The sequence below is a fragment of the Micromonospora xinjiangensis genome (genome assembly GCF_056150165.1).
In genome coordinates this window covers 68,020-80,007 of record NZ_JAXCFO010000006.1, presented here as the reverse complement: position 1 = coordinate 80,007, position 11,988 = coordinate 68,020, and the positions used below count along the sequence as shown (strand labels likewise).

At 73.8% G+C, this 11,988-nt stretch carries 11 protein-coding genes and 1 riboswitch; of the genes, 3 read left to right on the top strand and 8 right to left on the bottom strand.

From position 1 onward, the window contains the following. Positions 1-62 precede the first annotated feature (62 nt). Together SM573_RS21880 and SM573_RS21875 are read right to left on the bottom strand one after the other, a co-directional pair. A complete protein-coding gene (locus SM573_RS21880; RefSeq protein ID WP_474616930.1) occupies positions 63-455 on the bottom strand; it encodes an MmcQ/YjbR family DNA-binding protein in 393 nt (130 codons plus the stop codon). Between the two features lie 25 nt (positions 456-480). Beyond that, positions 481-1,398: an aminoglycoside phosphotransferase family protein gene (locus SM573_RS21875; protein ID WP_474616929.1), complete on the bottom strand. Its 918-nt coding sequence runs from the start codon at positions 1,396-1,398 to the stop codon at positions 481-483. Between the two features lie 173 nt (positions 1,399-1,571). On the opposite strand from SM573_RS21875, the gene SM573_RS21870 reads away from it, so the two are divergent. Continuing rightward, on the top strand, positions 1,572-2,687 hold the full coding sequence (locus SM573_RS21870; RefSeq protein WP_474610422.1) for an alpha-hydroxy acid oxidase: 1,116 nt from the start codon (positions 1,572-1,574) through the stop codon (positions 2,685-2,687). Positions 2,688-2,766: 79 nt separating this feature from the next. Then, entirely contained in the window at positions 2,767-3,027 is a 261-nt protein-coding gene (locus SM573_RS21865; RefSeq protein ID WP_474610421.1) for a hypothetical protein, read from the top strand. Positions 3,028-3,162: 135 nt separating this feature from the next. On the opposite strand, the gene SM573_RS21860 is transcribed toward SM573_RS21865, so the two are convergent. Next, the gene (locus SM573_RS21860) at positions 3,163-4,599 is read right to left on the bottom strand and encodes a glycine hydroxymethyltransferase (protein WP_474610420.1); all 1,437 of its coding nucleotides are present in this window, start codon (positions 4,597-4,599) and stop codon (positions 3,163-3,165) included. Between the two features lie 18 nt (positions 4,600-4,617). Beyond that, a riboswitch (ZMP/ZTP riboswitch) is annotated at positions 4,618-4,707 on the bottom strand. A 152-nt stretch (positions 4,708-4,859) separates the two neighbouring features. On the opposite strand from SM573_RS21860, the gene SM573_RS21855 reads away from it, so the two are divergent. Next, complete coding sequence (locus SM573_RS21855; protein WP_474610419.1) at positions 4,860-5,666, top strand: SDR family NAD(P)-dependent oxidoreductase; 807 nt, start codon at positions 4,860-4,862, stop codon at positions 5,664-5,666. A gap of 191 nt (positions 5,667-5,857) precedes the next feature. Here SM573_RS21855 and SM573_RS21850 read toward each other — a convergent pair whose 3' ends face one another. The 5 genes from SM573_RS21850 to SM573_RS21830 all read right to left on the bottom strand — a co-directional run bounded on the left by SM573_RS21850 (position 5,858) and on the right by SM573_RS21830 (position 11,896). Further along, positions 5,858-6,358, bottom strand: coding sequence for a hemerythrin domain-containing protein (locus SM573_RS21850; protein WP_474610418.1), 501 nt, complete (start codon positions 6,356-6,358; stop codon positions 5,858-5,860). Positions 6,359-6,471: 113 nt separating this feature from the next. Continuing rightward, positions 6,472-7,956, bottom strand: coding sequence for a S8 family peptidase (locus SM573_RS21845; protein WP_474610417.1), 1,485 nt, complete (start codon positions 7,954-7,956; stop codon positions 6,472-6,474). 149 nt (positions 7,957-8,105) lie between these two features. Beyond that, on the bottom strand, positions 8,106-8,975 hold the full coding sequence (locus SM573_RS21840; RefSeq protein ID WP_474610416.1) for an NAD(P)H-hydrate dehydratase: 870 nt from the start codon (positions 8,973-8,975) through the stop codon (positions 8,106-8,108). After that, a complete protein-coding gene (locus SM573_RS21835) occupies positions 8,959-9,690 on the bottom strand; it encodes a histidine phosphatase family protein (protein ID WP_474610415.1) in 732 nt (243 codons plus the stop codon). Before SM573_RS21835 ends, SM573_RS21840 begins: the two co-directional genes overlap by 17 nt. Positions 9,691-9,778: 88 nt before the next feature. Further along, positions 9,779-11,896 (bottom strand): acyltransferase family protein, encoded by a 2,118-nt coding sequence (locus tag SM573_RS21830; RefSeq protein WP_474610414.1) that lies wholly within the window; start codon positions 11,894-11,896, stop codon positions 9,779-9,781. Positions 11,897-11,988: the final 92 nt, after the last annotated feature.

The window sequence follows — 11,988 nt, the reverse complement described above, 5'->3', positions numbered from 1 at the left end:
CCTCCGCCCCGCGCTCCTCCGCCCCGGCGGTCATGCAGTTGTGGCGCCGGGTGTGAGGGTGGTCAGGGGGTTTGGGGGCGGTGGGTGGCGGTCAGGCGTTTCGGGGCGCGGGCATACCACGCCTCGGTCATCAGCTCGGTCAGCTCGGGGACGCCGATCCGCTCCAACCGCACCAGCACGGCCGGGTAGCCGTCGAAGTGCGGGGTCGTGAAGTAGGTCGCCGGGTCGTCGGCGAGCAGCGCCTCCTTCGCGCCCAGGTCGGGCACGCGGGCACCGAGGATCGGCCCGTCCGGCGCGTTGTCGCCGAGCGCCGCCCGGTCGGCCTTGCGCAGTGGACGCTCCCAGACGAACGCCTTGTCCCTCACCCGCCAGGCCGGCAGGCCGTCGTACGACGCGTGCTCGTTCGTCTCCGGCAGGCCGGCGGCGATCCGGCGGACATCCTCCCAGGTGGCCATCAACAGAGCGTACGGGCCGAGGCGCTCATCGGGAGGCCCGCCACTCGTCGAGCACCTGACCGAGTGCGTGTCCTGCCTCCGCCGCCCGCGCCGGGTCCGGGTCGTCGAGCGTGATCAGTGCCTTCCACAGCGCCCACCCCCGGCCGCGCGCCCAGGTGGCCGGGTCCACGCCGAGCGTCCTCCGGAACGCCTCGCGGCTCGCACCGCGCAGCAACGTCCAGGCGATGACCACGTCGCAGGCGGGGTCGCCCACCCCACTGCACCCGAAGTCGATGACCGCCGCCAACCGTCCCTCCCGCACCAGCAGGTTGCCGACGTTGACGTCGCCGTGGAACCACACCGGCGACCCCGTCCACGTCGCGTCGAGAGCGGCCGCCCAGATGGCGGCGACCGTGTCGGTGGGGACCCGGTCGCCCAGGCGCGCGATGGCCCGCCGCGTGTCGGCGTCGTACGTGGACAGCGGCGCCCCGCGCCACGCGCTGTGCGGGCCGGCGGCCGGTCCGCCGGTCGGGTCGACCCGCTGGAGCGCCACGAGGAACCCGGCGAGGTTGACGGCGAACCCGGTGAGGTCGGCGATCCGCTCCGGGCGTGCGGTCCGGCCGTCGATCCAGCGGTATACCGACCAGGGGAACGGGTAGCCCTCGCCCGGCACGCCCCACGCCAGCGGCGTGGGCACCTCCAGCGGCAACGCCGGGCCGAGCACCGGCAGCCAGCGCTGCTCCTTGGGCACCTGGGACGCGTACCCCTCGGCGCTGGGCAGCCGCACGGTCATCTCGTCGCCCAGGCGGAACGTGCGGTTGTCCCACCCGCCGACCTCCACCGGGCGCACCGGCAGGTCCGCCCAGCGGGGGAACTGGGCCGCCACGAGGCGGCGCGCCAGGCCCGCGTCGATGCGGTCGGCCACGATGCCGTCGCGGGTCGGCGGGGCGGTGGCGTCGTCCATCCGACCGAGCCTCGTCGGCCGGGCCCGGCCACGCAACCGGTTTACCCCGCCAGCGGTCGTCCCGGCCGCGGGGCCGGCGGTGAGGCCCGTGCCGGCCGGAGCCCACCCGTTGACTCCCCGCCGTTCCCGGCGGCAAGCTTCCGTGGCCCGACGCGCGTCCCGGGGGAGGAACGATGGCCGAGCCGACCGTGACCGACCTGCCCGGCGGCGCGCCGCCGGTCTGCCTCGCCGACTTCGCGGAGCACGCCCGGGCGGTGCTGTCGCCGGACGTGTGGGACTACGTGGCCGGGGGCAGCGGCGCGGAGGTCACGCTCGCCGCGAACCGGACCGCCCTGGACCGGGTCGCGGTGCTGCCCCGGGTGCTCAGCGGTGTGGAGGTGCCCGACCTCGCCACCCGGCTGCTCGGCCGCCCGTACGCGATGCCGGTGGGTGTGGCGCCCATGGCGTACCAGCGGCTGCTGCACCCCGGCGGCGAGCCGGCGCTGGCCGCGGCGGCCGGCGCCGCCGGCGTCCCCTACCTGGCCAGCACGCTGGCCAGCACCCCGATCGAGGAGGTGACCGCGACCGGCGCGGAGGTCTGGTTCCAGCTCTACTGGCTGCGGGACCGGGCGCTCGTGCGCGACCTGCTGGACCGGGTGCGGGACGCGGGCTGCCGGGCGCTGGTCGTCACCGTGGACGTTCCCGTGCTGGGCCGCCGGCTGCGCGACCTGCGCAACACGTTCCAGCTCCCGGCCGGGATGGTGGCCGCGAACCTGCCGAACGGCCGAGGCGACCTGGCGCACCCGGGCACCCCCGGTGTGTCGGCGGTCCCGCCGCGCTCGGGCGCGGTGTTCGCCCCGGCGTTGCGCTGGGCCGACGTGGCCTGGCTCCGCGAGTGGACGGACCTGCCGCTGGTCGTGAAGGGTGTGCTCGACCCGCGTGACGCGCGGGACGCGGTTCGCGTCGGCGCGGACGGGATCGTGGTCTCCAACCACGGCGGGCGGCAGTTGGACGGGGCGCCCGCCAGCGTGACCATGCTGCCCGAGGTGGTCGAGGCGGCCGGCGACCGCTGCCAGGTGCTGCTGGACAGCGGCGTGCGCAGCGGCACCGACGTGCTGCGGGCGTTGGCGCTGGGCGCGTCCGGCGTGCTGGTCGGCCGGCCGCTGCTCTGGGCGCTCGCGGTCGGCGGCCGGACCGGGGCCGAGGCCGCGCTGGCCCTGCTCGCCGTCGAGCTGCGCGACGCGCTGGCCCTCGCCGGCGCCGCGGACCCGGCCGCCGCCCGTGCCCTGGGCACCCGCATCGTCGGGTGACGCCACGGTTGACACATCGCGTTCACCTGATGGCAATGCGCGACCACCGCCGTTCCGGCGTCCAGATCGGACGGTCATAATGGGCCCCATGGTTGCCTGGGAGTACGCCCTGCTGGTCCGCCGCTACCAGGGGCAGGGCCGCAATTTCCACGTGTCGTTCGTCTGGTACGGGCCCGACGGGTCCCGCAAGGACATCACGGCGTACGGCGACACGGCGATCGCGCACCTCAACCGGGTCGGCCGGGAGGGCTGGGAGCTGGTCTCCGCCGCCGAGGACGTCAACAACGTGCAGGGCAGCACCGAGGTGCACCGCTACCACCTGAAGCGCCCGCTCACCTGACCCCCGCCCCCGCCCAGGCCCGGCGCGATCATCGCAGTTGTGGCGGTGGACGAACCGGGTGAACCGGGACGTCTCAGGGTGCCACAACTGCACGATCGACGGGGAGTCGGACCGGGGCGGGGCCGGGTGGGACGGTCAGGTCAGGTCCACGGTGGGGTACAGGGGGAAGCCGGTCAGCAGCTCGCTGGCCTGGCGGCTGACCTTGTCGGCGACCGCGGGGTCGAGGACGTACTTGGCCTTGGAGGCGGTGCCGTCCGCGTTCGCGCCCGTCGCGGTCTGGCTGAGCACGGTGTGGATCAGCTCCGCGATCACGTCCATCTCGGCGGTGCCCAGGCCACGGGTGGTCAGGGCCGGGGTGCCGATCCGGATGCCCGAGGTGTACCAGGCGCCGTTCGGGTCCTGCGGGACCGAGTTGCGGTTGGTGACGATGCCCGCGTCCAGCAGCGCCTGCTCGGCCTGCCGGCCGGTCAGCCCGTACGAGGTGACGTCGATGATGGCCAGGTGGTTGTCCGTGCCACCGGTCACCAGGGTGGCGCCACGGCGCAGCAGGCCCTCGGCGAGCGCCTGCGCGTTGGCGACGATCCGCTGGGCGTAGTCGGCGAAGTCGGGCCGGCGGGCCTCGGCGAGCGCCACGGCCTTGGCGGCCATCACGTGCGGCAGCGGGCCGCCCAGCACCATCGGGCAGCCCCGGTCGACCTGCTCGGCCAGCTCGGGCTGGCAGAGCACCATGCCGCCGCGCGGGCCGCGCAGCGACTTGTGCGTGGTGGTGGTGACGATGTGCGCGTGCGGCACCGGGTCGAAGTCGCCGGTGAAGACCTTGCCGGCGACGAGCCCGGCGAAGTGGGCCATGTCCACCATGAAGGTGGCGCCCACGGAGTCCGCGATCTCCCGCATGATCCGGAAGTTGACCTTCCGGGGGTACGCGGAGTAGCCGGCGACCAGGATCAGCGGCGTGAACTCGCGCGCCGCCTCGGCGACCTTGTCGTAGTCGATCAGGCCGGTCGCCGGGTCGGTGCCGTAGCTGCGCTGGTCGAACATCTTGCCGGAGATGTTGGGGCGGAAGCCGTGGGTGAGGTGGCCGCCGGCGTCCAGCGACATGCCCAGCATCCGCTGGTTGCCCAGCTCCCGGCGCAGCGCGAACCAGTCCGCCTCGGTGAGGTCGTTGACCTGGCGGACCTGCGCCTTCTTCAGCGCCGGCGCCTCGACCCGGTCGGCCAGCACGGCCCAGAACGCCACCAGGTTCGCGTCGATGCCGGAGTGCGGCTGGACGTACGCGTGCGCGGCGCCGAACAGCTCCCGCGCGTGCTCGGCGGCGAGCGCCTCCACGGTGTCGACGTTCTGGCAACCGGCGTAGAAGCGGCGGCCCACGGTGCCCTCGGCGTACTTGTCGCTGAACCAGTTGCCCATCGCCAGCAGGGTGGCCGGGGAGGCGTAGTTCTCGCTGGCGATCAACTTGAGCGACTCGCGCTGGTCGGCCAGCTCGGCGGCGATGGCGCCGGCCACCCGCGGCTCGACGGCGCGGATCACCTCGAGGGCGCTGCGGAAGGCGGTGGATTCGGCGTTCGACGACATGCGACCTCCTACTGACGTACGGAAGGCCCAGGCGCTCGGCATGCGTCCTCGTGACGGGGCCGCTCCCCGATGGTTCTCCATCCCCACGCGCCAGTAACGGCCCGGCCAGATCCTACCCAACCGGCCGCTGTCGGCCCCCGCGACCTCGCGGGCGAGCACCCGCCGGGAGGTTGGGCGGCCCGAGACGGGGCACACCGTCCAGGGCGGGCCCCGACACGGGCGCGGGTCCGGCCCCACGCCCGGACGGAAGGAGCAGAACCGTGACCACACCAATGACCGGACGACCACTCGCCGTGGTGACCGGGGCGTCCAGCGGCATCGGGTACGAGCTGGCCGCGCAGTTCGCCGAGCACGGCTTCGACCTGGTCATCGCCGCCGAGGACGACGGTATCGGGTCGGCCGCGGCGAAGCTGCGCCGCGACGGCGGGCCGCGGGTCGAACCGGTGCGCGTCGACCTGGCCCGCCCGGACGGGGTGGAGGAGCTGGCCGCCGCGGTCGCCGCCACCGGGCGTCCGGTCGACGCGCTGGCGCTCAACGCCGGCCGGGGCGCCGGCGGCGCCTTCGTGGGCGGCACCGACCTCGCCGACGAGCTGAACGTCATCGATCTCAACATCCGCTCGACCGTGCACCTGGCCAAGCGCCTCCTGCCCGGCATGTTGCGACGGGGCGCGGGGCGGGTGCTCTTCACCTCCTCGATCGCGTCGACCATGCCCGGGCCGTTCCAGGCGGTCTACAACGGGTCGAAGTCGTTCCTGCAGTCGTTCGCCGAGGCGCTGCGCAACGAACTCAAGCACACCGGCGTGACGGTGACCTCGCTGATGCCCGGGCCGACCGACACCGGGTTCTTCGAGCGGGCGCAGATGCAGGACACCCGGGTCGGCGCGGGACGCAAGGACGACCCCCGCACGGTGGCCGAGCAGGGCTTCGCGGCGCTGATGCGCGGTGACCAGACGGTGACCGCCGGCTCGCTGCGGAACAAGGTCCAGACGGCGGTCGGGAAGATCGTTCCGGACAGGCTCAAGTCCGAGCAGCACCGCCGGATGGCCGAGCCCGGCTCGGCGAGCTGACCGCGCGGCCCGATCCCGACTCCGGCCCGGGCGGCCTGACCCGGCTGACCGGCCCCGGCGCGATCTCCGCCCGGCGTGCCGAGCCCGGCCAGGCGGACCATGCCCGGCCCCGTCGGCCGAGCCCGACCGGTGGGCCGACCTGGACACGGCGACGGGCCCGGCGGGTGCCGGGCCCGTCGTACCGTCGCGGCTCAGGCCGTCACCGCGTCCAGCGACTTCTTGACCGCCTTCGGGTCCGTCGGCTTGCGCGGCGCGCCGTCGCGCAGCTCGATCATCCGCGCGCCGATCTCCTGGAGCTGCTTGCGGCCCAGTGCGTCACGCACCTTGGGGAACCACTCCTGCTCCTCCTCCTCGACGTGGTGCAGCACGTTCTCCATCAGCACCGTGGTCTTGGCGTTGAAGTGCTCGTCCTCGGCGTCCATGGCGAACAGCTCGGCACAGAGCACGTCCGCGACGTGGTGCTCCTCGTACGACTCGAGGATGTCGTCCTCCAGGTCCGGCAGCAGCCGCCGGACCTCCGGGTACATCACCTCGTTCTCCAGGTAGGTGTGCACGGTGAGCGCCTCGATGATCTGCCCGACCAGCTTCTGCCGCTGGCTCGCCGGGCCGTCCTCGGCGTCCTGGAACGCCTTGAACAGACGGCGCATCTCCTTGTGGTCCTCCTTGAGCAGGACGATGGCATCGGTGGACACCGGGTGACCTCCTAGGACGTGTGTCGGGTGGTCGTCCGGTACCCCGGCGGTGAACTGCGGAAACGGCGGGCCCGGCGTGTCGCGCCGAGCCCGCCGCCCTTCGTGTGATGTGGTCAGCGCACCACGTGGTAGGCGTTGACCAGGCCGGCGCCGTAGAACCCGTTGCGGGCGCCGCCCGCGCAGGTCGCGTCGTAGCCGCTGCCCATGAGGGGCACCGGGTTGTAGACGCCCGCCGGGCAGGGCTTCGCCACGGCGGTGTTCTGGAGGAACGAGGCCAGCTGGCCCGGGCTCATGCCGGGGTGCGCGGAGAGCGCCAGGGCGGCGACGCCGGCCACGTGGGGACCGGCCATCGAGGTGCCCTGCTTGTAGCCCCACCCGTTGGTCCGGGTGGCGGTGTTGAAGGTCGTGGAGAGGATGGCGTCGGTGCTGGTCGACCGCGCCCCCTGCGTGCGGAAGCGGCTGTCGCCACCCGGCGCCGTCACCTCGACCACACCCTGGCCGTACGACGAGTAGTAGCTCTTCTCCCCGGTCGGGCCGACCGCCGAGACCGTCACCACACCGGGGGCCTCGGCCGGCAGGTCGAGGCAGGCGCTGTTGATCTCGCGGGTCTCCTGCTCGTCCTCCGGCACGTTGTTCGGGCTGCCGGTGTCGACCGTCTTGTGCTGCAGGTCGACGTTCGAGTTGCCGGCCGACGCCACGTTGAGCACGCCCTTGCTCGCCGAGTAGCGAATGGCCCGCTGCACGGCCTGCCACACCGGGCGCTGACGCGCGTCGTTGCGGCAGTTGAACTCCCACGGGTCGATGTAGTAGCTGTTGTTCGTCACCTGCATGCCGTGCTCGGCCGCCCAGATGAAGCCGCAGACCGCGGCCTCCGGGTAGATGAAGCCCTCGTCGTTGACGACCTTGACGGCGGCGACCTTGACACCGGGGGCGACGCCGGTGACGCCCACGCCGTTGACGGCAGCGGCGATCGTGCCGGCGACGTGCGTGCCGTGGTCCGAGGTGGTCGGGTTCCACGCCGCCTCGGCGGTGTCGACGACACCGCCGACGCAGGACGCGCTCTTGTCCCTGGCGATCTGCGTCGTCAGGTCGGGGTGGCTGCTGGAGATGCCGCTGTCCAGCACACCCACCACCACGTCCGGGCTGCCGGCGTTGACGGCGTGCGCCTGCGGCACCCCGATCATCGGCATGTCCCACTGCTGCGCGAAGAGCGGCTCCCCGGTCGGGTCGGCGGCGAGGTTCGCGACGTCGGCGGGGTCGACCGCCACCGTCTCGCCCTCGTCCAGCTGGCTGCCCAGGCCGGAGGTGGCGGCGACCGACTGCACGCCGGAGCCGGCCACCGCGGCGGCGAAGTCGGGGTTGGTGGAGCGGACGACGAGCACACCGATCTGGTCGTAGCGGGCCACCACCGTGCCCTCGGCGGCCGCCACCCGCGCGGCCGCCCGGTCGGTCTTCGCGCCCTGCGGCGCGAGGACGAGGAACGTGGTCTCGGGGCCCGCGGCGGAGGCGGCGGGCACCGACCCTCCGGTCACGGCGAGACCGATGCCGAGCGTCAGCGCGGACGCCGCGGCGAGTGTCTTGCGACGGATCAACTTCACACGGACTCCCAGGGGCCGTTATCCGCCGGGCGGCGCGACCCCGGTGGGGGCGGGCCCGGCGGGAGGTGAACGGGACGTCACCTCCGTGCCAACAGCGTCGAACGCGCCCCTCGGCGTCACACCCGTCCGCCCGTGGCGGACACCCGGTGTCAGACGGTGGCGAGGGTGTGCGGGATCTCGTCGAGCAGCTCCCGGGCCAGGAAACCGATCCGGCCGTACTGCGGCACCAGGCGCTGGCCGCTGACCGCGTGGGCGAACGCCGCCCAGCAGGCGGCCTGCGCCGGCTCGGCGCCGCGCGAGAGCAGACCCGCGAGCAGGCCGGAGCGCACGTCGCCGCTGCCCGAGGTGCCCAGGCCCGCGTCACCGCTCTCCTCCCGCCAGCCCCGCCCGTCCGGCGTGGCGATGTGCCCGTAGAGGGAGACCACGGCCTCGTACCGGGCGGCCAGCTCGGCCGCGTCGGCGTCCAGGTCGTCACCGGGGTCCCGGCCGAGCAGGTGACCCGCCTCGGTGACGTTGGGGGTGAGAACCACCGGCCGTCCGGAGCCGACCAGCAGGTCCGGCTCGTGGCTGAGCGCCCCGAGGGCGTACGCGTCGAGCACCAGCGGGGTGCGCGGCGCGGCCGCGTCGAGCACGACGTGCAGCAGTCGCCGGGTCTCCTCGATCTCCTTGAGCCCGGGGCCGAGGGCCACCACGTCGGCCTCCGTGACCAGGTCGGTGAGCTGGTCACCGGGCGCGCCGGCGATCGCGCCGCCGCTCGTCTCCGGCAGCCCCACCACCAGCGCCTCGGGCACCTGGATGCTGAGCGCGGCGGCCGTGGACTCGGCGGCGGCCAGTTGCAGCACACCGGCACCGGCCCGCAGCGCGGCGACACCGGCCAGCAGCACCGCGCCGGGCGTGAACCGGGAGCCGCCGACCACCAGGACGGTGCCGCGGTTCTCCTTGCCGCCCGACGGCACGGGCAGGGCCCAGTTCCGCAGCAGCGCCGGGGTAATGACCTGCGGCTCAGAACGGCTCGGCATGCGCCTCGTCCTCCCTGGTCGGCCGTGCGCCCTGCCGGTGCAGGTGGCCGACCTCGTTGAAGCCGACCAGGCGCAGGTGGCCGGAGCCGTCCGCGGACCAGGCGGTGATCGCGCAGTTCGCGATGACGTGCTGCCGGGTGAGCGCCATCAGCTGCGCCTCGGTCAGCCCCTCCACGAGATAGCGGAGCACGAAGACCAGCGCGTCGTGCCCGAAGAGCACCACCCGCTGGTCGTCGTGGTCGCGGCGCAGGTCACCCAGGAGCGCGCGCAGGCGCAACGCGACGTCCGTCCAGGCCTCGCCGCCGGGCGGCCGGTAGTAGAACTTGCCCAGCCGGTGCCGGCGCTCCTGCTCGTGCGGGTAGCGGGCGCGTACGCCGTGCGGGGTCAGGCCGTCGAGGATGCCCAGCTCCCGGTCGCGCAGCCGCTCGTCGCGGCTGAGCGGGATGCCGGTGCCCTCCAGCGCCAGCTCGGCGGTGCGGACCGCCCGCAGGTACGGCGACGCGATCGCCACGTCCGGGCGCCGCTCGGGCGGCAGCGCCGTGAGCCACCGGCCGGTGGCCCGGGCCTGCTCCTCGCCGGTGGGGGAGAGCGGCACGTCGGGGTCACGGACGGTGACCTCGATCAGCTCGGCGCCCGAGGACTCCGCTCGGGCCGCGGCCACGTTCGCCGTGCTCTCCCCGTGCCGCACGATCCAGAGCGCTGCCACTTCCGCCATGCGGCAACCCCTACCCGTAGAGCCCGCGCCGGTAACCCGGACGCCCGCCCGGCGCTGCGACCGTCAGCTCCGCCACCCCTGCCCGTGCTCAGCGGAGCAGGCGGTCGAGGGCCGTGGCCAGCCGCGGTGCCAGCGTGGCGGCGTAGGTGGCGGTGACGTGGTTGTTGTCGCGGTAGACGAGCACTCCGCCGATGACCGGCGCGCACCGGTCGCGCGGGCAGATGGCGGCGTTGAGGTCCAGCAGGTGCACCTTGTCGTTCTGCCGGGCGGCGATCTCGTGCGCGGGGCCGCCGCCCGCCGCGAGGACCTTGTCCCGCGGCGAGGCGCACCGGGTCAACTTCTGCGGGTTCGCCGACACGCACTCGGCGATGTCCTTGTCGTGGTACGGGGTGTCCCGCAGCACGACCACGGGCACCCCGGCCGTGGCCATCTCCGCCCACGTGCGCCGCAGCGCCTCCGCGAAGGTGGCCTGCACCTGGCCCGAGACCGGCACGCCGTCGCGGACCATGACGTACAGGGAGCTGCTCACCACCAGCAGGTCGGGCCGCTGGTCACCCTTCAGCGCGGCGCGAAGCCTCTCGTTCCACTCCGTGCAGCTGGGGTACGGCCGGTTGTCCAGGGCGACCACGCCGTCGACGAACGGGCACGAGGACTTCGTGTAGCTCTTGAGGCGCCACTGCTTCGTCACGGCCACCCGCTGCAGCGCCGGCAGCCACTGGGCGGCGTGGGAGTCACCGGCGAGCGCGACGGTGAAGTTCGCGTCCGGGGGCCCGTACAGACAGGACTTGATCTCACTGCTGCGCTGGTCGACGTGGCAGCCGTCCCGCCAGGCGTCGGGGCCGTCCTCCCGGGCCACCAGCGGATCCGGCACGAACCGGCCCACCCGGTCGACCGGGATCCCGGCTTCGCTCGTCGCGGGCGACTCGCCGAGGGCCGCGGCGCCGGGTGCCTCCGGCGAAGCCGCCACGGGCGCACCGGTCGCACCCGCGACCGGTGCGGCGAAGGTGGGCGGGGCCGGCGGTCGGACCTGCGGCACCGCCAGCTGGAAGATCAACCCTGCCAGGACGGAGATTCCGGTGCAGACCGCCCCGAGCTGGAGCGCGCGCACCGGCTCCCAGGTGAACGTGGTGGCCCTCCGGATCGGGTTCTCGACGAACCGGTAGGTGAGCGCGGCGGGCAGCACCGAGGCGGCGGCGACGGCGAGACCGGCGGCGGTCGTCAGCTCGCCGAACCGGGCCTCGGCGACGACGAGGAGCGGCCAGTGCCAGAGATAGAGCGAGTACGAGAGCGCGCCGATGGCACGCACGGGCGCGACGGCCAGCAGGACGGCGGGCCCGAAGCTGCCCGCGGCGAGGCCACCGGCGATGACCGCCGCGGTGCCGAGGGTGGGGGCCAACGCCAGGTAGCCGGGGAACGCGGAGCTCTCGTCGAGCAGGAACGCGGACGCCACGATCGCGGCGAGGCCCACCCAGCCGAGTCCGGCCGCGACCAGCCGGGGAAGCCGGTGCAGCTGCCCGGCGAGCAGGGCCACGAAGCCGCCCAGGGCCAGTTCCCACATCCGGGTGGTGGTGACGAAGTACGCGCGGGCCGGGTTGTCACCGGTCAGCCAGACGGACCAGGCGAAGGACGGGACCGCGACCAGCGCGAGGATGCCGAGGAGGAAGCCGGTGCGGGTCGCACGGCGTCGACCGAGCCAGAGCGCGGCCACCAGCAGCAGGGGCCACACCAGATAGAACTGCTCCTCGACCCCGAGCGACCAGAAGTGCTGGAGGATGCTGGGGGCCCGGTTGGCCGCGAGGTAGTCGACGGACTGCTCGGCGAGGCGCCAGTTCATCACGTAGAACCCGCTGGACACGACGTCCCAGCCGGTGTCGGACCACCGGGTGCGGGGCAGGAACGCGAACGTCAGCAGCAGGGCCGCCACCAGGACCACCGCGGCGGCCGGAAGCAACCGCTTGGCGCGCCGGGCGTAGAAGCCGACCAACGAGAGCCGGCCGGTCTGCCGCACCTCCGTGACGAGCAGGCCGGTGATGAGGAAGCCGGAGATGACGAAGAAGACGTCGACGCCCACGAAGCCGCCCGGGACCAGATGCTGCGCGGCGTGACTGACGAGTACCAGCACGACGGCGAGCGCACGGAGACCCTCGACGTCACCCCGGAAGGTGGTGTGGGAACCGGCCTGCGGCCGCTGGAGCGTTTGCGTCATTCGTCCTACCTCATCGCAGTGCGCGTCCCTGGAACAACTGGGCGGGGATATGGGTGGTTACGTCTCTTCCAGGTGCTCATTGCCCGGATCCG

Bases quoted from the DNA above. Each gene is read 5' to 3' on its own strand.
- SM573_RS21880 (WP_474616930.1), bottom strand. From the start codon at position 455: ATGGCCACCTGGGAGGATGTCCGCCGGATCGCCGCCGGCCTGCCGGAG.
- SM573_RS21875 (WP_474616929.1), bottom strand. From the start codon at position 1,398: ATGGACGACGCCACCGCCCCGCCGACCCGCGACGGCATCGTGGCCGAC.
- SM573_RS21870 (WP_474610422.1), top strand. From the start codon at position 1,572: ATGGCCGAGCCGACCGTGACCGACCTGCCCGGCGGCGCGCCGCCGGTC.
- SM573_RS21865 (WP_474610421.1), top strand. From the start codon at position 2,767: ATGGGCCCCATGGTTGCCTGGGAGTACGCCCTGCTGGTCCGCCGCTAC.
- SM573_RS21860 (WP_474610420.1), bottom strand. From the start codon at position 4,599: ATGTCGTCGAACGCCGAATCCACCGCCTTCCGCAGCGCCCTCGAGGTG.
- SM573_RS21840 (WP_474610416.1), bottom strand. From the start codon at position 8,975: ATGCCGAGCCGTTCTGAGCCGCAGGTCATTACCCCGGCGCTGCTGCGG.
- SM573_RS21835 (WP_474610415.1), bottom strand. From the start codon at position 9,690: ATGGCGGAAGTGGCAGCGCTCTGGATCGTGCGGCACGGGGAGAGCACG.
- SM573_RS21830 (WP_474610414.1), bottom strand. From the start codon at position 11,896: ATGACGCAAACGCTCCAGCGGCCGCAGGCCGGTTCCCACACCACCTTC.